This window comes from Cupriavidus sp. IDO (assembly GCF_000812465.1).
Classification (GTDB): domain Bacteria; phylum Pseudomonadota; class Gammaproteobacteria; order Burkholderiales; family Burkholderiaceae; genus Cupriavidus.
In genome coordinates, this window is sequence record NZ_JWMA01000018.1 from 132752 (window position 1) to 157954 (window position 25203).

The window sequence follows — 25203 nt, forward strand, 5'->3', positions numbered from 1 at the left end:
TATTCTCTCCTCTTGAGCCTCGCTATCCGCGCGGCTGCAATTCAACCTGATGGCGAAATGTGGCCGTCCGAGGGCTTTTCAAGGGCGGAAGCGGCAATTCCGAGTAATTTTCTCGGCTAATCCTTTCGGACAACGGCAGCCGGACGCTGGCCTTGAGCCGCTAGCTTCCCCCCGTACGTCGAAACCCGTCAAATGACGGATTTTCATCACTTTTCAGCGGACTTCCGCTCGCGCTGCCAAAGCACGTCGCTGCCGCCCGCGGCACGGTTCAATACCCGCGCCAAAACGAACATCAGGTCGGACAGTCGGTTCAGGTACTGGCGCGGCGCCTCGTTGAGCGCTTCGGCGGCGCCAAGGGCCACCAGCGCCCGTTCGGCGCGCCGGCAGACGGTGCGGCAGATGTGAGCCTGCGCGGCGGCGCGGCTGCCGCCGGGGAGGATGAATTCGGCCAGCCGGGGCAGGTTGGCGTTGTAGCCGGCCAGCCAGGTGTCGAGCTGGGCCACCTGCTCTGCCTTGAGCAGGGTGTAGCCCGGGATGGACAATTCGCCACCCAGATCGAACAGGTCGTGCTGGACGTGCAGCAGCGCGGCGCGCACGTCCTCGGGCAGCGATTCGGTCAGCAGCACGCCGACGTGGCAGTTCAGCTCGTCCACGTCGCCGATGGCGGCAATGCGCAGGCTGTCCTTGCCGGTGCGGCTGCCGTCGCCGAGGCCGGTGGTGCCGGCGTCGCCGGTGCGGGTGGCAATCTTGGACAGGCGGTGGCCCATGCCGGTCTCCTCCGAAGAAACAATGTGGCCATGGCGCTGCCGCCGAAGTGCGGGGCCATGGAAATGGCGAATTATGGCGCGCTTTGCCGCCCGCCGGTACGCTGCCGGCCCGTGCCGAAGGCGGGTATCGCCGCTCACGGGGGTGCATCAGGCGCCGCGCGGCGTAAAATGGCTGCATTCGTCAAACTGACAACCGGGTCGCGCTCCCGCCCGCCGGCACCCGCCGCTCACTCGCGGAGGGCTCCACGCCGCCAGGCCGACCCGACGGAGACCCGCATGAACCACCCCACGCCCCACGCCGCGCTGGCACGCCGCCCGCTTCCGCCTGCCGTGCGCGAAGCCCTTGAAGCCCGCTTCGGCGATCGGTTCACCACCTCGGCAGGCGTGTGCGAGCACCATGGCCGCGACGAGTCTCCGTTCCCGCCGGAACTGCCCGATGGCGTGGTATTCGCGCACAGCACCGAGGAAGTCGCCGAGGTAGCGAGGCTGTGCAACCAGCATGGCGTGCCGCTGATTCCCTACGGCGCCGGCTCGTCGCTCGAAGGCCACCTGCTCGCCGTGGCCGGCGGCATCAGCCTCGACCTGTCGCAGATGAACAAGGTCCTGTCGGTGCAGCCCGAGGACCTGACCGTGACGGTCCAGACCGGCGTGTTGCGCAAGCAGCTCAACCAGGAGATCAAGGACACCGGCCTGTTCTTCCCGATCGATCCCGGCGCGGATGCCTCGCTGGGCGGCATGTGCGCCACGCGCGCGTCGGGGACCAACGCGGTGCGCTACGGCACCATGCGCGAGAACGTGCTGGCGCTGACCGTGGTGACGGCCGACGGCCGCATCATCCGCACCGGCACCCATGCCCGCAAGTCTTCGGCCGGCTATGACCTCACCCGTCTTTTTGTCGGCAGCGAAGGCACGCTCGGCATCATCACCGAGGTGACAGTGCGCCTGTATCCGCAGCCGGAAGCCATCTCCGCCGCAGTCTGCGCCTTCCCCAGCATGGGCAGCGCCGTGCAAGCGGTGATCGAAACCATCCAGCTCGGGGTGCCCGTTGCGCGCGTGGAGTTTGTCGACGCGCTGGCAATCCGCGCGATCAACCGCCACGACAACCTGACGTTGCCGGAAACGCCGCACCTGTTCTTCGAATTCCACGGCACCGAGGCCGGCGTGCGCGAGCAGGCCGAGACCGTGCAGCAGATCACCGCCGAGCACGGCGGCCAGGGCTTCGAATGGGCCACGCGCCCGGAAGACCGCAGCCGGCTGTGGAACGCGCGCCATACCGCGTACTTCGCCATGCTGCAACTCAAACCGGGCTGCAAGTCGGTGACCACCGATGTGTGCGTGCCGATCTCGCGCCTGGCCGACTGCGTCACCGAGACCGAGAAGGACCTGAACGCGTCGTCGCTGCCCTGCCCCATCGTCGGCCATGTCGGCGACGGCAACTTTCACGTGGCGATCCTGGTCGACCCGGACAAGCCCGAGGAAATGGCCGAGGCGGAGGTCATCAACCGTCGCATCGTCGAGCGCGCGCTGGCCATGGGCGGCACCTGCACCGGCGAGCACGGCGTGGGCCTGCACAAGATGGGCTTCCTGGTGCAGGAGCATGGCGAGGACGCGCTGGACCTGATGCGCGTCATCAAGGATGCGCTGGATCCCAACCACATCCTGAACCCGGGCAAGATCTTCAGCGCCACGCGCGGCCCCGCACAGTAAGCGGCGCTCGGGATGGCCTCCATGTTCAACCGCGTTCCGCCGCTGCACCTGCTGATCGCGTTCGAAGCTGCCGCGCGCCTTGGCAGCTTTGCGCGCGCGGCCGAAGAGCTGTCAGTTACGCCCAGCGCGGTCTCGCACCGTATCAAGAACCTCGAGGAGCTGTGGGGCGAAGACCTGTTCGTGCGCTCCAACGCCGCTCTGCGCCTGACCGCGGCCGGCACGCGCTACCTGCGCAACGTGCAGGATGCGCTCAAGTCGCTCAACGAACTGGCGCGGCCCGAGTACAACAAGCTGCGCACGCGGCTGCGGGTGGCGATCCCGCCAACCTTCGGCCGCCAGCACCTGGTGCCGCGCCTGCCAGAGTTCGGCACGCTATACCCGCATATCGACCTTGAGCTGCACCTGGCCATTCCGTTCCTGGACGTGAAGGCCGAAGACACCGATGTGGAGATCCGCTACGGCACGGGGCGCTATCCCGACCTGAAGACCACCAAGCTCCTCGTCGAGCCAGTGTTCCCTGCCTGCGGGCGCGAGTACTACGAGCGCGTTAACGGCCGGGCCGTCACCAAGCCCGAGCATCTGCACAACCTGGTCCTGCTGCGCAGCCCGCTCGAACCCTGGAAGCCATGGTTCGAGACCGCCGGCCTGGACTGGCCCGAGCCACAGACGGGGCCGCAGTTCAATGATATCGGCCTGATGCTGGAAGCCATCGCCTCCAACCAGGGCGTGGCGCTGGTGCGCCAGCGCATGGCCCGGCACTGGCTGTCGCTGGGCCAGATGGTGCGCCTGCTTGACGTGGAGTCGGTCTCGCCGCACGGCTATTACATCGTCGAACGGGAACAGGCACCGCTCAAGCCGGAAGCGCGCTATTTCGTTGACTGGCTGCTGAGCCTGGACTGGTAGCCCTGCACACACTATCCGCCATGCAGATCCGACTGCTCACTCCCGCCGATGCCGCCGCCTTCAAGGACCTGCGCCTGGCCGGGCTGCTGGAAGCGCCGGAAGCCTTCGCTTCCAGCCTCGAAGAAGAACGCGACCTGCCGCCGGAAACCGTGGCCGCGAGGCTGGCGGCCACCGCGGACAAGTCGGTCTTCGGCGCGTTCGATGGGGCGGCGCTGGTTGGCGTGGTCGGGTTGATGCGCGAGGAGAAGGCAAAGCATCGGCACAAGGCCTTCATCTATGGCATGTACGTGGCGCCCGGATACCGCGACCGCAAGCTTGGCCGGCAGATGATGGAACGCGCGATGAAGCTGGCCGCCACCATGCCGGGCGTGCGCCAGGTAACGCTATGCGTCAACGCCGCGAACCCCGGCGCGATCCGCCTGTATGAGTCCCTCGGCTTTGTCCGCTTCGGGCTGGAGCCCGACGCGCTGTACGTGGCACCGCACTTTTACGACAAGCTCGACATGGTGTGCCGGCTACCTGCCGCCGCCGACGCCCCGGCAAGCTGAGGGCGGCATTACCGGCACCGGCAGGCGGTGCTACTCTCGTCATGATGAGGATTTTTGATCGGCCTGGCATGCCGAATTCACGTACGCGGGAGCGCTGGCGGCGACATGCCTGCGCTATAGTCACCCGTCCCGCCCGGCCGCACGGCACAACGCCGCCAGGGCCACCTCAGGAGTTGCCATGAATGCCCCGCACGATGCCCCGAAGATCGCCAGCGACAGCGCCGGCATTGCCGACGGCCGCCGCAGCGCGCTGCTCGCCGGACTGGCGCAGATCCTGCCGGACGCAGCTCTGCTGTGGAAACCCGAGGACACCGTTCCCTACGAATGCGACGGCCTGGCCGCCTACCGGCAAGTGCCGATGGCCGTGGCGCTGCCGGACACCGAGGAACAGGTCTGCGCAATCCTGCGCCTGTGCCACAAGCTGGGCGTCCCGGTCGTGCCGCGCGGCGCCGGCACCAGCCTGTCCGGCGGCGCGATGCCGATCGCCGAAGGACTGGTGCTGTCGCTGGCCAAGTTCAAGCGCATCCTGAGCGTGGATCCGCGCTCGCGCACCGCGGTGGTCCAGCCGGGCGTGCGCAACCTGGCGATCTCCGATGCCGCCGCACCATACAACCTCTACTACGCACCGGACCCCTCTTCGCAGATCGCCTGCACCATCGGCGGCAATGTCAGCGAGAATTCCGGCGGCGTGCACTGCCTGAAATACGGCCTGACCGTGCACAACGTGCTGCGCGTGCGTGCCGTGACGATGGAAGGCGAAGTCGTCGTGTTCGGCTCCGAAGCGCCCGACGCCCCGGGCCTGGACCTGCTGGCCGTGCTGATCGGTTCCGAGGGCATGCTGGCGGTTGTGACCGAGGTCACCGTCAAGCTGATTCCCAAGCCGCAGCTGGCGCAGGTGATCATGGCCTGCTTCGACGATGTCGAGAAAGGCGGCAACGCGGTGGCGGACGTGATCGCCGCCGGCATCATCCCGGCTGGGCTGGAGATGATGGACAAGCCGGCCACGGCCGCGGTGGAGGAATTCGTGCACGCCGGCTACGACCTGGATGCCGCCGCCATCCTGCTGTGCGAGTCCGACGGCACCCCGGAAGAGGTGGCGGAGGAAATCGAACGCATGAGCGCGGTGCTGACGGCGTCCGGCTGCACGCGCATCGTGGTGTCGCAGAACGAAGCCGAGCGGCTGCGCTTCTGGAGCGGGCGCAAGAACGCCTTCCCCGCCGCCGGCCGCATCTCGCCGGACTATTACTGCATGGACGGCACCATCCCGCGCAAGCACATCGGCACGCTGCTCAAGCGCATCGAGGAAATGGAGCGCAAGTACGCCCTGCGCTGCATCAACGTGTTCCATGCCGGCGACGGCAATATGCACCCGCTGATCCTGTTCGATGGCGCGGACCAGGACGAATGGCACCGCGCCGAGCTGTTCGGCGCCGACATCCTGGAAGCCTGCGTGGAACTGGGCGGCACCGTCACCGGCGAGCATGGCGTGGGCGTGGAGAAGCTCAATTCGATGTGCGTGCAGTTCTCGCCTTCGGAACGCGACATGTTCTTCAGCGTGAAGGCGGCCTTCGACCCGGCGCGCCTGCTTAACCCGGACAAGGCCATTCCCACCCTCGCGCGCTGCGCCGAGTACGGCAAGATGCACGTGAAGAAGGGCCTGCTCCCTCATCCCGACCTGCCGCGCTTCTGAAGCCGGCGCCCATTGCAGATGCCGCACCGCAGCCAGAAGCAGCAGACCGAATTCACCCGCCAGCGCCTGGGCCGCCCGGAATCGGGCTGGCGCCAGCGCTGGTACACCATCATCTTCGAAGCCGACACGCGCGACGGCAGGCTGTTCGACGTTGCGCTGCTGATCGCCATCGTGGCGAGCGTGCTGGTGGTGATGCTGGACAGCCTGCCCGCGGTGCACGACCGGCTCGGCACGCTGTTCACGGTGCTGGAATGGATGTTCACACTGTTCTTCACCGCCGAGTATGCGATGCGCATCCTGGTGGTGCGGCGGCCATGGCGCTACGTGTTCAGCTTCTACGGCGTGATCGACTTCATCTCGATCATGCCGACGTGGCTCGCCTTCTTCCTGCCCGAGCTGGCGTTCCTGATCGACGTCCGGCTGCTGCGGCTGCTGCGCGTGTTCCGGATCCTCAAGCTCACGGTGTACTTCGAGGAAGCCGAGATCCTCTATCGCGCGCTGGCCAACAGCCGCCGCAAGATCTTCGTGTTCCTGGGCACGGTGTTCATCATCACCGTGATCCTCGGCACGGTGATGTACGTGGTGGAAGGCCCGCAGCACGGCTTTACTAGCATCCCCGTCAGCATGTACTGGGCGGTCGTTACGCTTACCACCACGGGCTTCGGCGACATGGTGCCCAAGACGCCCCTGGGGCAGTTCATCACTTCACTGACCATCCTGCTGGGCTACGGCATCATTGCCTTCCCTACCGGCATCGTCGGCGCCGAGCTGGCGGCCAGTATCATGAAGCGGCCGTTGACCACGCGCACCTGCACGCATTGCCTGACCGAGGGCCACGAACCCGACGCGCAGTACTGCAAGCACTGCGGCAGCCATCTGCCGGCATACCAGAACGATCGTCCGGAGGTGCCGGGCGGCGCGGCCGGCAGCAGCCGGAAAGACGCCTGAGCGACCAACGAGAACCCATACCCGGACCCACATGCAAGCCATCCTCGACTCCTTCAGCGATGCCGTCCGGCATGCCACGGATACCCACACAGCACTGCGCCTGCGCGGTGGCGGCAGCAAGGACTTCTATGGCCAGGCCCTGGAGGGCCAGGTGCTGGACACCCGTGCCTATCGCGGCATCGTCGAATACGATCCGGCCGAGCTGGTCATCACGGCGCGCTGCGGCACGCCGCTGGCGGAGATCGAAGCCACGCTGGCGGAAAAGCGCCAGATCCTGGCCTTCGAGCCGCCGCACTTCGCCGCGCCTGGACAGGCCAGCGCCGCCACCATCGGCGGAGCCGTGGCAGCGGGCCTGTCGGGGCCGCGCCGGCAGTCGGTCGGCGCGCTGCGTGACTTCGTCCTGGGCGCGCAGCTGATGGACGGCCGCGGCGAGGTGATGAACTTCGGCGGCCAGGTGATGAAGAACGTGGCCGGTTATGACGTGTCGCGTCTGCTGGCGGGTTCGCTCGGCACGCTGGGCCTGATCCTGGAGGTATCGCTGAAGGTGCTGCCCGCGCCCTTCGACGACGCCACGCTGCGCTTTGCCATGACGCAGGCGGAAGCCATCGACCGCCTCAACCAGTGGGGCGGCCAGCCGCTACCGATCGCGGCCTCCGCGTGGCATGACGGCGTGCTGCATGTGCGGCTCTCCGGTGCAGCCGCCGCGGTGCGTGCCGCGCGTGAAAAGCTCGGCGGCGAGCCGTTCGATCAAGCGGAAGCGATTGCGCTGTGGCAATCGCTGCGCGAGCAGGCGCATCCCTTCTTTGCGCCCGCGCTCGGTGGCCGCGCGCTGTGGCGTCTTGCCATGCCGCCCACGGCCGCGCCGCTCGACCTGCCCGGCGCCCAGCTGATCGAATGGGGCGGCGGCCAGCGCTGGTGGCTGCCTGACGACAGCACCGACGCCGGCACGGTACGCGCCGTGGCGCAGGCTGCCGGCGGCCACGCCACGCTGTTCCGCAACGGCGACAAGTCTGTGGGCGTGTTCACGCCGCTGTCGTCGCCGCTGGCTGCGATCCATACCCGGCTGAAGGCGTCGTTCGACCCGGCGGGCATCTTCAACCCGCGGCGCATGTATCCCGGCCTCTAGACCAGGTTCAGCATCCGTTCAACGCCCAGGCAACCCCACCCCACATCATGCAAACGACCCTGGCCGATTTTCTGCGCAACACCCCCGAAGGCGAGGAAGCCAAGTCCATCGTCGGCAAGTGCGTGCATTGCGGCTTCTGTACCGCCACCTGCCCCACTTACCAGCTGATCGGTGATGAACTGGATGGCCCGCGCGGGCGCATCTACCTGATGAAGCAGGTGCTGGAAGGCAATGCGATCACCGAAAGCACGCGGCTGCACCTGGACCGCTGCCTGACCTGCCGCAACTGCGAATCGACCTGCCCGTCGGGCGTGCGATACGGCCGCCTGGTGGATATCGGCCGCCAGATCGTGGACGACCGCCTGGAAGCCGAGGGCATCCGCCGCCCGGCGCGCGAGCGCATCGCGCGCTGGGTGCTGCGCGAAGGGCTGACGCGGCCTGCCCTGTTCGGCCCGGCGCTGAAGTTCGGGCAGATGGTACGGCCGATGTTGCCCGGAACATTGCGCAACAAGGTGCCGGCACTGAACCATACGTCCGAGCCCGGCACGTGGCCGCGCAATGTACACGCGCGCAAGATGTTGTTGCTCGACGGTTGCGTGCAGCCATCGATGTCGCCCAACATCAATGCCGCAACCGCGCGTGTGTTCGACCGCGTCGGCGTCCAACTCATCGTGGCGCGCGAGGCCGGCTGCTGCGGCGCCATCCGCTTTCACACCGGCGACCACCACGGCGGTCTCGACAATATGCGCCGCAATATCGATGCATGGTGGCCGCATATCGAAGCCGGCGCGGAAGCCATCGTGATGACGGCATCCGGTTGCGGCGCGCTGGTGAAGGACTACGGCCATTTGTTGCGCGACGATCCGAAGTACGCCGAACGTGCGCGCCGCGTGTCGGCGCTCACGCGCGACCTGTCGGAGATCCTGCCCGACTTTGCCGGCGACCTGCACGCACAGGCCGGGGCGGTGCCGCGCGACAACCGGCGCGTGGCCTGGCACCCGCCCTGCACGCTGCAGCACGGCCAGCAGATCCGCGGCAAAGTGGAAGCGCTCTTGACCGGCCTCGGCGTGGAGGTCAAACTCTGCGCTGACAGCCACCTGTGCTGCGGCTCGGCGGGCACGTATTCGGTGCTGCAGCCGGAACTGGCCTACCGCCTGCGCGACGACAAGCTCGCCAACCTGCAGGCCACGCAGCCCGAAGCCATCGTGTCGGCCAATATCGGCTGCATCACCCATCTGCAGAGCGGCACCGAAACGCCGGTGATGCACTGGATCGAGCTGGTGGACCGCATGCTCGGCTGAAGCGCGTAGCATGGGGCGGCTCGGCGTGCCTCCGCACGGCTGCGCATGATATCCAGACAAAGAACGCCCCATGCTCCAGACTTTTGCCATCCTCCTGGTTTTCCAATCCGTCGGCGAGGTGATCAGCTACGCGCTGCACCTGCCCGTGCCCGGCCCCGTGCTGGGCATGATCCTGCTGTTCGGCTGGCTCGTCTTTGACGACCGCCTGCTGCCCATCATCCAGGGCACCACCACCGAACTGCTCAAGCATCTTTCGCTGCTGTTCGTGCCGGCCGGCGTCGGCATCATGGTCCACGCCAACCGCATCGAAGGCGAGTGGATGCCGATCCTGATCTCGCTGGTGATCTCCACCTGGCTGGCGATCGCCACCACCGCCGTGGTCACGCGAATGCTGATGCGCAAGCCGTCCGAGCCCTCGGCGCAGCCTGCCGACACGGCCATCAAGGGAGACCAGGCATGATGACGCCCCGCCTCAACGAGATCTGGGTCTATCTGGCCGCCAGCCCGCTGGTGGGGCTGACGGCAACGCTGCTGGCGTACGTCTTCGCGTTCCGAATCTACGAGCGCTCGCGTTTCTCGCCGCTGGCCAATCCGGTGATGATCGCGGTGGCTTTGCTGGTCACGGTGCTGACCGTCACCGGCACGCCGTATAAGACCTACTTCGACGGCGCGCAGTTCGTGCACTTCCTGCTCGGCCCCGCCACGGTGGCGCTGGCCGTGCCGCTCTACCTGCAACTGCCCAAGCTGCGCACGCATGTGCTGCCGCTGCTGATCGGGCTGGTAGCGGGCTCGGTGGTGGCGGTGGTGTCGGCGGTCGGCATCGCGTACCTGCTGGGCGCGTCGCCGGAAACGGTGCGCTCGCTCGCGCCAAAGTCGGTCACCATCCCGATCGCGATGGGCGTGGCGGAGAAGATCGGCGGGCTGCCCTCGCTCACGGCCGTGCTGGTGATGGCCACCGGCATCATCGGCGCCATCAGCGCGACCAGCGTGCTGAACCTGCTGCGCATTCGCGACTACAGCGTGCGCGGCTTTGCCACCGGTGTGGCCGCGCACGGCATCGGCACCGCGCGCGCGTTCCAGGTGAACCAGGAGGCTGGCGCGTTCGCCGCGCTGGGCATGGGCCTGAATGGCGTGCTGACGGCCATCATGGTGCCCGTGCTGGCCGCCTGGATGCCACACTGACAGCCTCCTGACAGTACGCTGTCAGCAGCCCCCGCTCATGATGCGATCTCCCATCCCTGTGACCGAGGAGTCCATCATGAGCAACCGCCTGATCAACTGGCTCGAAATTCCCGTCGTCGACATGAACCGTGCCGTGCACTTTTACGAGCAGGTATTCCAGACCCAACTCAAGCGCGAGACCATGAGCCAGATCGACATGGCCGTCTTTCCGCATCCGGACCCGGGTGGCGCGCTGGTGGCCGGCGAGGGCTATCGCCCCAGCAACTACTACGGGCCGGTGCCGTACCTGCACGCGCCGGCGCTCGATGCCCTGCTGGCGCGCGCCACCCAGGCCGGCGGCAAGACCGTGTTCGGCCCGCTGCAGTTGCCGGGCGACATCGGCCGCATCGCGCATATCACCGACAGCGAAGGCAACCGCATCGGGCTGCACGAGCCGATCGCCGGCTGACCGGAACGCCTGTGAGCCGCCGCGCCGACCGCCTCTTCCAGATCGTCCAGGTCCTGCGCGGGCGCCGCCTGACCACGGCGGCGCTGCTGGCGCAGCGGCTCGGCGTGTCGGAACGCACGGTCTACCGTGACATCCAGGCGCTCTCGCTGTCAGGCGTGCCGGTCGAAGGCGAGGCCGGCATCGGCTACCGGCTGCGTGCCGATTTCGATGTCCCGCCGCTGATGTTCACCGCACTGGAAGTTGAAGCCCTGGTGGCCGGCCTGCGCCTGCTGAAGGCCTGGGGCGGCGGCAACCTGGCAGCCGCTGCCGATCCCGCGCTGGAAAAGCTGATGGCCGCGCTGCCGCCGCCGCGCCGCCTGGCGGCGCAGCAGAGCCGCGTGTTCGCGCCCGAGTATGTCAACCAGGCGCAGGTGCGCGAGGCTTTCGACGTCGTGCACGGCGCACTGAACGCGCAGCAGCTGCTATTGCTCGACTACTGCGACGCGCAGCAGCGCGTGACCGAGCGCGTGGTGCAGCCGCTGGGGCTCTTCTTCTGGGGCAACGCGTGGCTGCTGGCGGCGTGGTGCACGACCCGCACCGACTACCGCAGCTTCCGGCTGGACCGGTGCCGCGCGATCCGGATGCTGGACGACCACTTCCACGAAACGCCGGACCGCTCGCTCAATGGCTTCCTGCGCGCAGTGCGGGCCAGTGGTGCGGGTTAGGCCGAAGGGTCAGCCAGCAGCGTCTCGATATCGCCGCGGATCTCTTCCGGCTTGGTCATCGGCGCGTAGCGCTTGTAGATGGTGCCGTCACGGCGCAGCAGGAATTTTGTGAAATTCCATTTGATCGCCTGCGTGCCGAGCACGCCGCGCTTCTCGCTGGTCAGCCACTGGTAGAGCGGGTGCGCTTCCGGACCGTTCACGTCGATCTTGGCGAACATCGGGAACGTCACGGAAAAGCGCGACTCGCAGAACTGGCCGATCTGCTGCGCATCGCCCGGCTCCTGCTTGCCGAACTGGTTGCACGGAAAGCCCAGCACCTCCATCCCCTTCCCGGAATATTCATCCTGCAGCTTCTGCAAGCCCGCGTACTGCGGCGTGAATCCGCACTCGCTGGCGGTGTTGACGATGAGCAGCACCTTGCCCTGGAATTTCGACAGCGGCACCGGCTGGCCGGCAAGGGAACTGGCTTCGAACTGATAGACGTTACTCATGGCGGACTCCTCTGTGTGAATGAAGCATACCGCCGCGGGGCCGGGCGCGCACGACGTCAGATGACATTGAGATGCTCGGTGCCGGCACCAAGATCGGTGTCCTTGGAGCTGGCGCTGTGCAGCTTGATCATCAGCCGCAGGTCATTGAGCGAATCGGCATTGCGCAGCGCGTCCTCATAGGTGATCTTGCCGGCCTCGTAGAGATCGAACAGTGCCTGGTCGAACGAGATCATGCCCTGCTCGCGCGACTTCTTGATCACCTCCTTGAGCTCGTGGATCTCGCCCCTGAAGATGAGGTCTGCCACCAGCGGCGTGCCGATCATGATTTCCACCGCCGGCACGCGGCCCTTGCGACCGGCGCGCGGCAGCAGGCGCTGCGAGATCATCGCCTTCAGGTTGAGCGACAGGTCGATCAGCAACTGCTGGCGCTTCTCCTCGGGGAAGAAGTTGACGATGCGGTCGATGGCCTGGTTGGCATTGTTGGCGTGCAGCGTGGCCAGGCACAGGTGGCCGGTTTCCGCGTACTGCATCGCGTATTCCATCGTTTCGCGGTCACGGATTTCGCCGATCAGGATTACGTCCGGCGCCTGACGCAGCGTGTTCTTCAGCGCGATGTGCCAGGACTCGGTATCGATGCCGACCTCGCGCTGCGTAACGATGCAGTTCTGGTGGGCATGCACATATTCGATCGGGTCCTCGATGGTGATGATGTGGCCGTACGAGTGCGCATTGCGATGATCCAGCATCGCGGCCAGCGAGGTCGACTTGCCCGAGCCCGTCGCGCCGGTCACGATCACCAGGCCGCGCTTGGACATCACGATCTCGTGCAGCGATTCCGGCAGATCAAGATCGGCCACCGACGGGATCTGCGTGTTGATGGTCCGCACCACCATCCCTGCCTTGCCCTGCTGGATGAAGGCCGAGACGCGGAAGCGCCCGGCCTTGGGCGCAGTGATCGCAAAGTTGCATTCGCGGCTGACGTCGAATTCGCTCGCCTGCCGCTCGTTCATGATCGAGCGCACCAGGCCGAGTGCCTGGGTCGGGTTGAGCGGCTGCTGCGAAACCGGCGTGATCTTGCCGTCGACCTTGATGGCGGGCGGAAAGTCCGAGGTGATGAACAGGTCCGAGCCGCGGTTGCTCACCATGAGCTCCAGCAGGTCGTTGATGTACTTGGCGGCGGAATCGCGATCGAGCATGGCGGTGTCCTGCAGGAATGCGGCCGCTGCGCGGTGGCAGCGGCCAGAAGGCTTGGCGGCGTTGGCGCGAGCCTCAGCCCATGAACGCGTCCGGATTTTTGGCGATCGCGCGCGCGTCGTTGTAGCTGATCATGCTGCGCTTGATCAGGTCCGACAGGCACTGGTCCAGCGTCTGCATGCCCAGTCCGCTGCTGGTCTGCATCATCGAGTACATCTGTGCGATCTTGTTTTCGCGAATCAGGTGGCGGATGGCCGGCGTGGCGATCATGATCTCGTGCGCCGCGGTACGGCCGTTGCCGTCGCGGGTCTTGAGCAGCGTCTGCGAGATGACCGCCTCGAGCGATTCGGACAACATGGTGCGCACCATGTCCTTCTCTTCGGGCGGAAACACGTCGACCACACGGTCGATGGTCTTAGCCGCGGAACTGGTGTGCAGCGTGCCGAAGACCAGGTGGCCGGTTTCCGCCGCGGTCAGCGCCAGGCGGATGGTTTCCAGGTCGCGCAGTTCGCCCACCAGGATCACGTCCGGGTCTTCACGCAGCGCGGAGCGCAGCGCGTTGGCAAACGAATGCGTGTGCGGCCCCAGTTCGCGCTGGTTGATCAGGCTCTTCTTGGAGTTGTGGACAAATTCGATCGGGTCTTCCACCGTCAGGATGTGACCCATGTCGTTTTCATTGCGATGGTCGACCATCGCCGCCAGCGTGGTGGACTTGCCGGAACCAGTCGGGCCGGTCACCAGCACGAGGCCGCGCGGCTTCATGCACAGATCGCCGAACACCGCCGGTGCGCGCAGGTCTTCCAGCGTCAGCACCTTGGACGGAATCGTACGGAATACCGCGGCGGCGCCGCGCTGCGTGTTATAGGCGTTGACTCGGAAACGCGACAGCCCCGAGATCTCGAACGAGAAATCGATTTCGAGCCGTTCTTCGTAGGTCTTGCGCTGGGAGTCGCTCATGATGTCGTACACCATGGCGTGGACATCCTTGTGCCCCATCGGCGCGATATTGATACGGCGCATGTCGCCGTGAATACGCACCATCGGCGGCATGTCCGACGATAGATGAAGATCGGACGCCTTGTTCTTGACGGCGAAAGACAATAGCTGTGCGATGTCCATCTATAATGACCCCACCCTGATAATTGTTAGTACTTTTCGTACTTCTTCTGTATGTCCGCCGGATTATGTCTGTAATCGCCGCCAACTTGCAAGCCGTTCACCGGAGCATCGCGGCGGCCGCACAACAGGCCGGAAGACAGCCCCTGGACGTGGCCCTGCTGGCCGTTGCCAAGACCGTTCCGCCCACCGTGGTGCGGACCGCATTCGACGCCGGACAACGCGCTTTTGGCGAGAACTACGTGCAGGAAGGCGTGGACAAGATCGTCGCGCTGGCCGACCTGCGCAGCCAGCTCGAGTGGCACTTCATCGGACCGCTGCAAAGCAACAAGACCCGGCTCGTGGCGGAGCATTTCGACTGGGTGCACGCCCTCGACCGCTTCAAGATCGCCGAACGGCTGTCGGCTCAGCGCCCGGCCGGCATGGCACCGCTGCAGGTCTGCATCCAGGTCAATATCAGCGGCGAGGCCAGCAAGAGCGGCGTGCCGCCCGCGCAGGCGCTGGAACTGGCGCGCGCGGTGGCGGGCCTGCCCGGCCTGCGGCTGCGCGGGCTGATGGCGATTCCCGAACCCGCCAGCGCCCCGGCGGCGCAGCGGCGCCCGTTTGCCGCCATGCGCGAACTGCTGGCGGCACTGCGCGAAGCCGGCCTCGACGTGGATACCCTGTCGATGGGCATGACGGCCGACATGGAGGCCGCCATTGCGGAAGGCGCCACCATCGTGCGGATCGGCACGGCCATCTTCGGCGCACGCGCCTGACGGCGTCCGCCCCCCCTTTCAGAGACTACCTCCAGAGACGGATATGCTCGATACCCTGACTTTCGGCTTCCTTGGCGGCGGCAATATGGCCACTGCCCTGATCGGCGGCCTGATCGCGCGCGGCGTGCCCGCCGGCTCGATCCGCGTCGTCGACCCCTTCCCCGAAGCGCAGCAGCGGCTGGCACGCGACCTGGGCGTACACGCCAGCGGCGCCGCCGACGCAGCGTTCGGCGCCAGCGACGTGCTGGTGCTGGCGATCAAGCCGCAGCAGTTCCGCGAGGCGGCTGCGCAACTGCTCCCGCACCTGCCCGCCACGGGCAAGGGCAACCTGGTCATCAGCGTGGCGGCCGGCATCCGGCTGCAGGACATGCAGCGCTGGCTGGGCGGACGCACCCGTCTGGTGCGCGCGATGCCGAACACGCCGGCGCTCGCCGGCATGGGCATGACCGGGCTGACCTCGCCGGCAGCACTGTCGGCGGAAGACCGCGCCATCGCGACGGCCGTGGCCGAAGCCGTGGGAAAGTGCCTGTGGGTGGATGGCGATGACCAGATCGACGCTGTCACCGCCATTTCCGGCAGTGGCCCGGCCTATGTCTTCTATTTTATCGAAGCGATGGAACGCGCCGCGACCGAACTCGGCCTGAGCGCCGAACAAGGGCGCCAGCTGGCGGTTGAGACCTTCCTTGGCGCCGCTACCCTGGCGGGTCAGTCGCCCGAACCCGTGGCCACGCTGCGCGAGCGCGTGACTTCGAAGGGTGGCACGACCTATGCGGCGCTGACGTCGATGGAAGGTGCGGGGATCGGCGACGCGTTTGTGCGTGCCATGCATGCCGCGGCGGCGCGCGGCAAGGAAATGGGGGCGGAGTTCGGCAAGGACTGAGGGCAGCCATACGCCAATTGTTTCCCACTCTCCCCTCAGTGGGAGAGGGCTGGGGAGAGGGGGTGGTTTGGCAAGGCACCACGCTTCGAGAGGCCTCTGCCCTCTCCCCCGGCCCCTCTCCCGCAAGCGGGAGAGGGGAGCAAACCGGCGGTAGGTCAACCAATCAGCGGATAGCGTACGCTATGGCAGTCCCCGCAAACACGCAGGCACCCAGCCAGTTGTTATGCCGGAACGCGGCAAAGCACTGCATGCGATCGCGGTCGCGGATCAGGGTGTAGTGGTAGCCCGCACATCCCGCGGCCGCTACCAGCCCCAGCCAGTACGGCCAGCCCAGCCCCAGCAGCACCCCCGCCCACGCCATCAGGCCCAGGAAGGCCGCGTAGCAGAGCATGATGGCGGCGACGTCGAAGCGGCCGAAGGTGATGGCCGAGGTCTTGATGCCGATCAGCAGGTCGTCGTCGCGGTCAACCATCGCATAGGCCGTGTCGTACGCAACCGCCCAGAACACGTTCGCCGCCAGCATCAGCCACGCCACCAGCGGCACCTGGTCCTGCACGGCGGCAAACGCCATCGGAACGCCGAAGCCGAACGCAATGCCGAGGTAGGCCTGCGGAATTGCAAAGAATCGCTTGAAGAAGGGGTAGGTGCCAGCTACCACCGCTGCCACGACCGCCAGCCATTTGGTCAGCGCGTTGAGCGGCAGGATCAGCGCGAAGGCGATCAGCGCCAGCACCGCCGCCACTGCCAGCGCTTCCCATGCGGCAATCTTGCCGGCAGTCAGCGGCCGCTCCTTGGTGCGCTTCACGTGCTTGTCGAAGTCGCGGTCCGCCCAGTCGTTGACCGCGCAGCCGGCCGAGCGCATCAGGAGGGTGCCGGCAAAGAAGATCACGAACACCTTCCAGTCCGGCAGGCCGCCCGCCGCCATCCACAGCGCCCACAGCGTAGGCCACAGCAGCAGCAGCGTGCCGATCGGCTTGTCGATGCGCACGAGGCGCGCGTAAAGGGAGAGGCGTTCAAGCATGGACGCAGGCGGGAGGGGCGAGAGGGAAAGCACGATGCAGGAAACCAGGACGGCTCAACGAAAACGCGCCGCAGCCCGGCCAGCTGCGACGCGCAGGACCGGCAGCCACGGCAGCCGTATCAGGCTCTCTGGCCGTCAGGCCAGCATCGAGCGCAGCATCCACGCGGTCTTTTCGTGCGTCTGCATGCGCTGGGTCAGCAGGTCGGCCGAAGGCTCGTCAGCGGCTGCGTCAACCAGCGGGAAGATCGAGCGCGCGGTGCGAACCACGGCTTCCTGGCCTTCCACCAGCTTGCGAATCATTTCTGTGGCCTCGGGCACGCCGTCTTCTTCCGCGATCGACGACAGGCGTGCGTACTCCTTGTACGTGCCGGGTGCCGGGTAGCCCAGCGCACGGATGCGCTCGGCGATTGAATCGACGGCCAGCGCCAGCTCGTTGTACTGCGTCTCGAACATCAGATGCAGCGTGTTGAACATGGGACCCGTCACGTTCCAGTGGAAGTTGTGGGTCTTGAGGTAGAGGGTGTAGGTGTCCGCCAGCAGCTTGGATAGGCCTTCGGCGATCTTCTTGCGATCCTTGTCGGAGATCCCGATATTCACGCTCATCTCATTCTTCTTTGCCATGGTAGGTACGCTCCATTCTGGTAAAGCCACGAGGACTGCCACACGGTCTGGCCGGGCGGCGCAACTCCCACATTATTGCACTACCGCTAACTTCACCAAGAACAAATCTGCTCACCGCGATCCGGTGAGCGGCTAGACTTGTTTCCCGCAGGGGTCACGGTGCCCCCGCTTGGCCCTCGCGGCATTTTGCCGCGGGACGTTCCGACCTTTCGCGCTACAGACGTTTTCTTCTGTGCGGCAACGATTGCGCGCCGGAACTTACCCAGAGCCACGTGGAGCTCATCCCAGGATGTGCCGCCGCCTTCCGCGCGATTCCTTGCAGGTAGCTGGAAGAGGACGGTCACGCCCTTGACCGAAACCGGTGTCGATTTCAGCCTTGGAATGCACTCCTTGTAGCCCTGCGACCGCCGGGCAATTACGCCCGCAGCCGCTTTATGCACGCTTAGCCCGCGTGGCTTCGCGTATTTGATCTGCCCGGCCAGCGAGGTATAGGCCGGATTCACCTTGATCAACTCCACCCCGCGTCGGTGGCACTTCGACGCGAGCAACTGTTGATACTTTGCGTAGGACAGGCCTGACAGCGCCCGCGCTTGCGCCGGGCTCATCGCCGACATGTCCTTTTTCTTGTCGGTGAAGTCGAGGTCTTCGGCCGCAATGGGCTTTCCCGCTTGCAGTGCATGCTCGACCACGCCCTCCAGGGCATCCGACAGGAGGGCCGCGCGCTGGCCCGTGCTCTTGTCCTCCAGCGGCAGCTCGACCCGCCAAGACCGGATCATGTTGCCGCCGGGGTCGGTCTCCGTGACAGCCAGATGGTCCGCATTGAAGTCAATCCCGATCGCACCAAACTTGGCGCTGAGCGTGGAGATGGGCGCGGCCGGGCGGGCGAACGACACTATCAGCCGATAGCCCTTGTGGTCCTTGTGGATCAGCCACGAAAGCGGCTTGCCCTCACGCAGGGCCCAGCGCAGCGCGGGCTCATCGTACGGGAAGGAAAGGCCGCCAAGCACCAGATACTTGTCCTTGCCCGTGGGCTTCTCCACGGGACTACCATCGCATTCAGACTTTTCTTTGCCCGCAGCAATCACCGCATCGGGCAGTCTAATCCGAAGCGCGAGCAGTCCATCCTCGCCCACCGAGAGCGTGCAAGATTGATTGCCGCCAGTCTCGTCGCCGGAGCCGAGGAAGAAGCATTGGTGATCCCGCGCCGCGCGCCAGTCGGCCAGCCACTCGGCGCGATTCCTGTAGCCGCTCTCCGCTAGATTAAACTGCTTCTGGAAAAGCTTTCGAGAACCAAAGCAGATGCCCGGGACATTGGCTTTTAGGCGCCGCTGAAGTTCCGCGATCTTGTGCTCCAGGCGCTTGACCTTCAGTTGCAACTTGCGCTGCTGCGCTGTCCAACGTCGGAAAACCTTTGTGGTAACGGCAATCCGCTTCGCGTCGAGATCCGCGAACTTCTTGTCAAAACCTGCGACTCGCTTCTTCAGCTTTTTGAGCGCAGCATTTCTGTCCTTGACGTTCTGCTTGAGCAACTCGCGCACGCTGTCGATGGAGCCTTGCAGATCGTTCGCAAGACCGTTGAAGTATCGAGCGGTGATGCCGTGGGCCTTGCAGAACTCAGTCTTGTGATCCTTCACCTTGCCGCCCTTGGCGGCCACCACCGCATACAGCTTGCGCAACTGCATCCCGTAATGACCGACGAGCCTGGCCAGCACGAGGGCTGCCTCAGGCGTGATGGTCGGCCGGGTCTGGGTAGTGAGTTGCACGAAGTGAGCAATGGGGTAAAGGTGACCGCAATTATGCCTATGACGCAAGTGCGCGCAAGTTTTTACGACTGCGTGAGCCGTATAACCTTGACGAGAACACGGTGAGGATCTCAACGAGGTCTTCGTGAGTTGTTGCTCTTTCGGGATATCTTCGTCCGCATCCAGAATCACGACCTCGACGCCGTATATCGCGCAGATGCGGAACAGCAACTCCGAGCCAAAGCGCAGCAGACGGTCCTTGGTCACCCGCACGAGGCGCCGTACACGGTGATGAAGGATCTCGGTCAGCAGCTTCAGTAGACCTTTCTTCTTGTAGTTGAGGCCTGAACCTAGATCGGTGATGACTTCGACGCCGTCCCATTTCTGGGCCTCGCAATGTCGCCGTAGCCGCATCGCCTGGCTTTGCAACTGTTCCTTCTGGTCGTGCGAGGAGACGCGGGCGTAGGCAATCGTTTTGCCCGCCGCTGGCGTCGTCATGCCCATCACCTCACGCACCTTCATGGCGTCGTAACGACGGTGCCCACCGATGGTACGGCACGCCGGCACCAACTTGCCTGCCTTGTGCCAACGGCGTAACGTAATCACTGCCACACCCAGCATCTGCGCCAACTCACCGATCGAAAACAACTGCACCTGACTCCGTTACGCCGCGTTGCGGGTGAAAATGAGTAGGTTTGATCGTAGAATCTGGCTACAGTTTAAAACCCTTGGCTACCTCGACGAACATCACGGCGGCGCCGATCGCAATGACGGCAACGCCGATTTCCTTGCGCCACATCTTGTGCCGCAGCCGCGCGGCATCGCTGCGGGCGGGATCGTCATGACCGTCGTGCCACAGCTGGCGCCATTCGCTCACAAACAAACGGATCATCGCCATTTTCGCTCTCCGCCGGCCGGCAGCCCCGGCAAGGGCCGCCGGCCTTCATCGTCTTACTTCAGGTTCAGCGCGCGCTTCACGCCTTCGCCATAGGCCGGGTCAGCCTTGGTGAAGTGCTCGAGCTGCACGCGCACGATCTCTTCCGGCACGCCCTGCATCGCTGCCGCGATGTTCGCGAACAGGCGCTGGCGCTGGCCTTCGTCGAACAGGCGGAACAGCGCGCCGGGCTGGCTGTAGTAGTCCGTGTCCACGCGGTGGTCCCAGCGATCGGCGGCGCCGTCCAGCGCCAGCGGCGGCTCACCGGCCCGTTCGCTGGCCGCGTAGGCGCTCTCGCGGTTCGGCTCGTAATTGAGCTTGCCGCCCTGGTTGCCGTCCACGCGCATCGCACCGTCGCGGTGGAACGTGTTGTGGAACGGGCATTTCGGCGCGTTCACCGGGATCTGGTTGTGGTTGATGCCCAGGCGGTAGCGCTGCGTATCGCCGTACGAGAACAACCGCCCTTGCAGCATCTTGTCGGGAGAGAAACCGATGCCCGGCACCACGTTGGCCGGATTCATCGCCGCCTGCTCGACTTCGGCAAAGTAGTTCTCGGGGTTGCGGTTCAGTTCCACCACGCCCACGTCGATCAGCGGATAGTCCTTGTGCGGCCAGACCTTGGTCAGGTCGAACGGATTGAGGTGGTACCTGGCCGCATCGGCCTCCGGCATGATCTGCACGCGCAGGTTCCAGCTCGGGAAATTGCCCTTCTCGATGTTCTCGTACAGGTCGCGCTGGGCGCTTTCACGGTCGGTGGCGACCACCTTGGCGGCTTCCTCGTTGGTCCAGTTGGCAATGCCCTGGCGCGACTTGAAGTGAAATTTGACCCAGAAACGCTCGTTGCTGGCGTTGATGAACGAGTACGTGTGCGAGCCGAAGCCATGAATCTGGCGATAGTTCTGCGGCAGGCCGCGATCGCTCATGAGGATGGTGACCTGGTGCAGCGATTCCGGGTGGCGAGACCAGAAATCCCACACCGCGATCGGGTCGCGCAGGTTGGTGCGCGGGTTGCGCTTCTGGGTGTGGATGAAGTCGGGGAACTTCAACGGGTCGCGCACGAAAAATACCGGCGTGTTGTTGCCGACCACGTCCCAGTTGCCCTCGTCGGTGTAGAACTTGATCGAGAAGCCGCGCACATCGCGTTCGGCATCGGCCGCGCCACGCTCGCCGGCCACGGTCGAGAAGCGGATGAACAGCGGCGTTTCCTTGCCGACCTGGGCAAAGACGGAAGCCTTGGTGTACTTCGTGATGTCGTGCGTGACCTTGAGGGTCCCATATGCGCCCGAACCCTTGGCATGCACGCGGCGCTCGGGAATGACTTCGCGGTCGAAGTGGGCAAGCTTCTCTAGGAACCACACATCCTGGAGGAGCATCGGGCCGCGAGGACCGGCCGTCTGCGAATTCTGGTTGTCGGCGACCGGAGCGCCGGCGGCGGTGGTGAGAGTGTCCTTCTTGCTCATCATTTCCTCTTTGTGGGTGGCACGGGGAACGGACGGCCGCGTCAGTTTGCGCCCGCGTAACAAGCGAGACAATCAAGCAGGCCGCGCAGCGTGGCGAAGCGGATCGACGTTCTGAAATTGTGGCTGCTGGGCTGCGGGCGGTGGCTGCTCATGATCGACTCCTTGCTGAACCGACGCAATCCGCATCGATGGAAGAAGCCTACCAAGGCACTATCAAAAACAGAATTTAATTATTTAAACCTATGAATTAGGTCAAATCTATTTGCTTTTGCGGCCGGATCATGGCGCAGCTCTGTGAAGCGCTGAGGGCAGGAGGAGGGCAGCCGGGTGGTCGCCGGCACGGAGGGGAAGAATAGAGGAGGCGGCCGGCGCAGGCCGCCTCGGGGGACTTCAGGCGGCTTCGGCCAGTTCCTTGGCGTCGAGCTTGCGTATGCCGGGCAGATCGCAGGCGGCCACCGCGTTCGCCAGCGCCTCCATGGCCGGCAGGCGGGTAAAGCTCTTGCGCCAGGCCAGCACCACACGGCGATCCGGCACCGGATCGGTAAACGGCACATAGGACAGCATGTCGCCCCTGGCCTTCATGTCGGGCACCGAGGTCCGGGGCAGCACGGTAATGCCGACGCCGCTGGCCACCATATGACGGATCGTCTCCAGCGACGAGCCTTCAAAAGTTTTCTGGATGCCGTCCGCCGCCTGCGAGAAACGCGACAGTTCCGGGCACACGCCCAGCACGTGGTCGCGGAAGCAATGGCCGCTGCCCAGCAGCAGCATGGTTTGCCGCTTCAGCTCGTCCGGATCGACATGCTGCGCCTGCGCCAGCTGGTGGCCGCGCGGAACGGCCACAACGAAGGGTTCGTCATAGAGCGGCCGCACCGTCAGGCCGGAATCCGGGAAGGGTTCCGCCATGACCGCACAATCGATCTCGCCCTGCTTGAGCAGTTCGATCAGCTTGACGGTGTAGTTCTCCTGCAGCATCAGCGGCATCTGCGGCACGGTCTCGATCATCTGCTTGACCAGCGACGGCAGCAGATACGGCCCGATCGTATAGATCACGCCCACGCGCAGCGGGCCGGCCAGCGGATCCTTGCCCTGCTTGGCGATTTCGCGGATCGCCATGGTCTGCTCCAGCACGCGCTGGGCCTGCGCCACGATCTGTTCGCCAATGGAAGTCACCGACACCTCGGAGGTGCCGCGCTCGAAGATCTGCACGTTGAGTTCGTCTTCCAGCTTCTTGATGGCAACGGACAGGGTCGGCTGCGACACGAAGCAGGCCTCGGCGGCCCGGCCGAAATGGCGCTCTCGCGCCACGGCGACGATGTACTTGAGTTCTGTGAGCGTCATGACTTATCAATTTGCGGTTGGCGATAGATTTTACCTTCGATTGCCGCTTTCTGTCAGAGCCATGCGTAATGCACGGCAACAGATGCGTGACATGTGCGCGATGCGTGGCAGGATCATGCTTTCAAGTAGTGTTCGCGGCCGCCCAGCCAGCGCGAAAGATGCGTTTCGACCGCATCCGGGAAGCGCTCCAGCATCATTTCCGCCGCAGCCTGCGCGTATTCGACCAGCCAGGCATCCGTCTGCAGGTCGGCAAAGCGGAGCATGGCCTCGCCGGACTGCCGCGCGCCGAGGAACTCGCCGGGACCGCGGATTTCCAGGTCGCGCCGGGCGATTTCGAAGCCGTCGGTAGTCTCGCGCATGGTGGCAAGCCGCTCGCGCGCGGTGGGCGAAAGCGGCGCCTGGTACATCAGCAGGCACACCGATTCCGCGCTACCGCGCCCTACCCGGCCGCGCAACTGGTGAAGCTGCGCCAGGCCGAAACGCTCGGCATGCTCGATCACCATCAGCGATGCATTGGGAACATCCACGCCAACCTCGATCACGGTCGTCGCGACCAGGACCTGCAGGCGGTTGGCGCTGAAATCGTCCATGACGGCGGCTTTTTCCGCCGGCGGCAGGCGCCCGTGCACTAGCCCGACTCGCAGGTCCGGCAACGCGGCGACCAGCGTCTCGTAGGTCTCGACCGCAGTCTGCAACTGCAGGGCCTCGCTTTCCTCGATCAGCGGGCAGACCCAGTAGACCTGCCGGCCCTCGGCAGCGGCATGGTGCACGCGCTCGATCACCTCGTCGCGCCGCGCGTCGTTGACCAGCCGCGTGACGATGGGCGTGCGGCCCGGCGGCAGTTCATCGATCACCGAGACGTCGAGATCCGCGTAGTACGTCATGGCGAGCGTGCGCGGGATTGGCGTGGCCGACATCATCAGCTGGTGCGGAACGGTGTCGGATGCGGGCTCGGGACCGGCGGCGGCGCCGGCCTTGCCGCGCAATGCCAGCCGCTGTGCCACGCCGAAGCGATGCTGTTCGTCGACCACTGACAAACCCAGCCGCGCGAAGCGCACCGTGTCCTGGATCAGCGCATGCGTGCCGATCACCAGCTTCGCCTCGCCGGACTCCACGCGCGCGACGGCCTCTCGCTTCTCGCGCGCCTTCAGGCTGCCGGCCAGCCAGACCACCGGCACACCAAGCGGTTCGAGCCACGCGGACAGCTTGCGGAAGTGCTGCTCGGCGAGGATTTCGGTGGGCGCCATCAGCGCGGCCTGGTAGCCGGCATCGATCGCCTGGCAGGCCGCCAGCGCCGCGACGATGGTCTTGCCGCTGCCGACGTCGCCCTGCAGCAGCCGGTGCATCGGATGCGGCGCCGTCATGTCGGCGGCAATCTCTTCCACCACGCGCTGCTGCGCGCCGGTGAGCCGGAACGGCAGCACGGCCAGGAAGCTGGTCAGCAGGCCGCCCTCGCGCCGCGGCATGGTGGGCGCATTCTTCTCGCGGCGCGCCGCATGGGCGCGCCGCAGCGAAATCTGCTGGGCCAGCAGTTCATCGAGCTTGATGCGCTGCCAGGCCGGGTGCGAGCGGTCGGCCAGCGCCGCTTCGCTCTCTTGCGGAGGCGGCGTGTGCAACAGGCGCAGGCAATCGGATAGCGGACGCAGCTTCAGCCGTGCCAGCGGGCCGTCCAGCACGGGCCGGGGCAGCGTCTCCGGCATCGGCGTGCGCGACAGCGCGCCGCCAATGGCCTTGCGCAGATAAGCCTGCGAAATGCCTGCCGTGGCTGGATAGACGGGCGTGAGCCGGTCCGGCAATGCCTCGCCGGGCGCCACCGGCCGCACGGTCGGATGGACCATCTCGGCGCCAAAAAATCCGCCGCGCACCTCGCCACGCACGCGCAGGCGCACGCCTTCCGCCATCTGCCTGGTCTGGCTGCCGTAGAAATTGAGGAAACGAAGCGTCAGTTCGCCGGTGTCATCGGCGATTTTGACCACGAGCTGGCGCCGCGGCCGGAAGGTGACTTCATTGGAAACCACTTCGCCCTCGACCTGCGCGGGCTGGCCGAGGCCGGCGCGGCGGATCGCCTCGGCAACCGGCATCAGCGAGGTCTCGTCCTCATAGCGCATCGGCAGGTGCAGCACCAGGTCGACGCTGCGCCGCAGGCCCATCTTGGCCAGCCGTGCCGCCGCGGACGATGGCTTGCCGCTGCCGGGCGCCGTCTTCGCTCTGGCGGGCGTTGCGGTGTCCGGGGCTTCGGCAGGATCCAGGGTCGGGTCGGGAACGGTTCCGGGCATCGGCGGCAATTCGGCGGTAGAAACGGGCTAGTGAGAGGTGAGAGA

Annotated in this window: 24 protein-coding genes and 1 pseudogene; 13 read left to right on the forward strand and 12 right to left on the reverse strand. The window is 65.7% G+C overall.

Translation table 11 applies throughout. From position 1 onward, the window contains the following. Nucleotides 1-206: 206 nt before the first annotated feature. On the reverse strand, nucleotides 207-767 hold the full coding sequence (locus tag RM96_RS06770; protein WP_039009062.1) for a cob(I)yrinic acid a,c-diamide adenosyltransferase: 561 nt from the start codon (nucleotides 765-767) through the stop codon (nucleotides 207-209). Nucleotides 768-1043: 276 nt separating this feature from the next. Between RM96_RS06770 and RM96_RS06775 the strand changes: the two genes are divergently transcribed. The 11 genes from RM96_RS06775 (at nucleotide 1044) to RM96_RS06825 (ending at nucleotide 11324) form a co-directional block, all read left to right on the forward strand. Next, nucleotides 1044-2474, forward strand: coding sequence for an FAD-binding oxidoreductase (locus RM96_RS06775; RefSeq protein ID WP_039009063.1), 1431 nt, complete (start codon nucleotides 1044-1046; stop codon nucleotides 2472-2474). Nucleotides 2475-2486: 12 nt separating this feature from the next. Further along, nucleotides 2487-3377, forward strand: coding sequence for a LysR substrate-binding domain-containing protein (locus RM96_RS06780; protein WP_039009066.1), 891 nt, complete (start codon nucleotides 2487-2489; stop codon nucleotides 3375-3377). Between the two features lie 20 nt (nucleotides 3378-3397). Next, nucleotides 3398-3925 carry a GNAT family N-acetyltransferase gene (locus RM96_RS06785; protein ID WP_039009068.1) on the forward strand — a complete coding sequence of 176 codons (528 nt, stop codon included), beginning with the start codon at nucleotides 3398-3400 and terminating at the stop codon, nucleotides 3923-3925. 178 nt (nucleotides 3926-4103) lie between these two features. Next, nucleotides 4104-5615, forward strand: coding sequence for an FAD-linked oxidase C-terminal domain-containing protein (locus RM96_RS06790; RefSeq protein WP_039009070.1), 1512 nt, complete (start codon nucleotides 4104-4106; stop codon nucleotides 5613-5615). 18 nt (nucleotides 5616-5633) lie between these two features. Continuing rightward, nucleotides 5634-6563, forward strand: coding sequence for an ion transporter (locus tag RM96_RS06795; RefSeq protein WP_039009072.1), 930 nt, complete (start codon nucleotides 5634-5636; stop codon nucleotides 6561-6563). A 31-nt stretch (nucleotides 6564-6594) separates the two neighbouring features. Then, nucleotides 6595-7689 (forward strand): glycolate oxidase subunit GlcE, encoded by a 1095-nt coding sequence (glcE, locus tag RM96_RS06800; RefSeq protein WP_039009074.1) that lies wholly within the window; start codon nucleotides 6595-6597, stop codon nucleotides 7687-7689. A gap of 47 nt (nucleotides 7690-7736) precedes the next feature. Then, entirely contained in the window at nucleotides 7737-8990 is a 1254-nt protein-coding gene (glcF, locus tag RM96_RS06805) for a glycolate oxidase subunit GlcF (protein ID WP_039009075.1), read from the forward strand. 70 nt (nucleotides 8991-9060) lie between these two features. Next, entirely contained in the window at nucleotides 9061-9450 is a 390-nt protein-coding gene (locus RM96_RS06810; protein ID WP_039009077.1) for a CidA/LrgA family protein, read from the forward strand. Beyond that, the gene (locus tag RM96_RS06815; protein ID WP_082016439.1) at nucleotides 9447-10172 is read left to right on the forward strand and encodes an LrgB family protein; all 726 of its coding nucleotides are present in this window, start codon (nucleotides 9447-9449) and stop codon (nucleotides 10170-10172) included. The genes RM96_RS06810 and RM96_RS06815 overlap by 4 nt, the downstream gene beginning before the upstream one ends. 76 nt (nucleotides 10173-10248) lie before the next feature. Then, on the forward strand, nucleotides 10249-10620 hold the full coding sequence (locus tag RM96_RS06820) for a VOC family protein (RefSeq protein WP_193752404.1): 372 nt from the start codon (nucleotides 10249-10251) through the stop codon (nucleotides 10618-10620). Nucleotides 10621-10631: 11 nt separating this feature from the next. Beyond that, nucleotides 10632-11324 carry a helix-turn-helix transcriptional regulator gene (locus RM96_RS06825; protein WP_039009080.1) on the forward strand — a complete coding sequence of 231 codons (693 nt, stop codon included), beginning with the start codon at nucleotides 10632-10634 and terminating at the stop codon, nucleotides 11322-11324. Here RM96_RS06825 and RM96_RS06830 read toward each other — a convergent pair. The 3 genes from RM96_RS06830 to RM96_RS06840 all read right to left on the reverse strand — a co-directional run bounded on the left by RM96_RS06830 (nucleotide 11321) and on the right by RM96_RS06840 (nucleotide 14128). Further along, the gene (locus RM96_RS06830; RefSeq protein ID WP_039009082.1) at nucleotides 11321-11815 is read right to left on the reverse strand and encodes a glutathione peroxidase; all 495 of its coding nucleotides are present in this window, start codon (nucleotides 11813-11815) and stop codon (nucleotides 11321-11323) included. The two genes, RM96_RS06825 and RM96_RS06830, sit on opposite strands and share 4 nt — an antisense overlap. Nucleotides 11816-11871: 56 nt before the next feature. Beyond that, nucleotides 11872-13011, reverse strand: a complete 1140-nt coding sequence (locus RM96_RS06835) for a PilT/PilU family type 4a pilus ATPase (protein ID WP_039009084.1) — start codon at nucleotides 13009-13011, stop codon at nucleotides 11872-11874. A 73-nt stretch (nucleotides 13012-13084) separates the two neighbouring features. Beyond that, on the reverse strand, nucleotides 13085-14128 hold the full coding sequence (locus RM96_RS06840) for a type IV pilus twitching motility protein PilT (RefSeq protein ID WP_039009087.1): 1044 nt from the start codon (nucleotides 14126-14128) through the stop codon (nucleotides 13085-13087). A 65-nt stretch (nucleotides 14129-14193) separates the two neighbouring features. Here RM96_RS06840 and RM96_RS06845 point away from each other — a divergent pair, with 65 nt between their 5' ends. Then, nucleotides 14194-14883: a YggS family pyridoxal phosphate-dependent enzyme gene (locus RM96_RS06845; protein ID WP_039009088.1), complete on the forward strand. Its 690-nt coding sequence runs from the start codon at nucleotides 14194-14196 to the stop codon at nucleotides 14881-14883. Between the two features lie 43 nt (nucleotides 14884-14926). Further along, nucleotides 14927-15763, forward strand: a complete 837-nt coding sequence (gene proC, locus RM96_RS06850) for a pyrroline-5-carboxylate reductase (protein WP_039009091.1) — start codon at nucleotides 14927-14929, stop codon at nucleotides 15761-15763. A 163-nt stretch (nucleotides 15764-15926) separates the two neighbouring features. Here the strand turns inward: proC and ubiA are convergent, their stop codons facing one another. From ubiA to recG, 8 genes and pseudogenes are all read right to left on the reverse strand, one after another. After that, entirely contained in the window at nucleotides 15927-16784 is an 858-nt protein-coding gene (ubiA, locus tag RM96_RS06855; protein WP_039009093.1) for a 4-hydroxybenzoate octaprenyltransferase, read from the reverse strand. A 135-nt stretch (nucleotides 16785-16919) separates the two neighbouring features. Beyond that, complete coding sequence (locus tag RM96_RS06860; protein WP_039009095.1) at nucleotides 16920-17405, reverse strand: Dps family protein; 486 nt, start codon at nucleotides 17403-17405, stop codon at nucleotides 16920-16922. Nucleotides 17406-17497: 92 nt separating this feature from the next. Continuing rightward, nucleotides 17498-19087 (reverse strand): IS200/IS605 family accessory protein TnpB-related protein, encoded by a 1590-nt coding sequence (locus RM96_RS40675; protein ID WP_039009152.1) that lies wholly within the window; start codon nucleotides 19085-19087, stop codon nucleotides 17498-17500. A gap of 118 nt (nucleotides 19088-19205) precedes the next feature. After that, nucleotides 19206-19768, reverse strand: a pseudogene (locus RM96_RS36800) (IS607 family transposase). A 91-nt stretch (nucleotides 19769-19859) separates the two neighbouring features. Beyond that, nucleotides 19860-20045, reverse strand: coding sequence for a hypothetical protein (locus RM96_RS06870; RefSeq protein WP_039009096.1), 186 nt, complete (start codon nucleotides 20043-20045; stop codon nucleotides 19860-19862). Nucleotides 20046-20098: 53 nt separating this feature from the next. Continuing rightward, nucleotides 20099-21541 (reverse strand): catalase, encoded by a 1443-nt coding sequence (locus tag RM96_RS06875; RefSeq protein WP_039009098.1) that lies wholly within the window; start codon nucleotides 21539-21541, stop codon nucleotides 20099-20101. Between the two features lie 390 nt (nucleotides 21542-21931). Next, nucleotides 21932-22882 carry a LysR substrate-binding domain-containing protein gene (locus RM96_RS06880; protein WP_039009100.1) on the reverse strand — a complete coding sequence of 317 codons (951 nt, stop codon included), beginning with the start codon at nucleotides 22880-22882 and terminating at the stop codon, nucleotides 21932-21934. A 113-nt stretch (nucleotides 22883-22995) separates the two neighbouring features. Then, a complete protein-coding gene (gene recG, locus RM96_RS06885; protein ID WP_039009102.1) occupies nucleotides 22996-25158 on the reverse strand; it encodes an ATP-dependent DNA helicase RecG in 2163 nt (720 codons plus the stop codon). Between the last annotated feature and the right edge of the window lie 45 nt (nucleotides 25159-25203).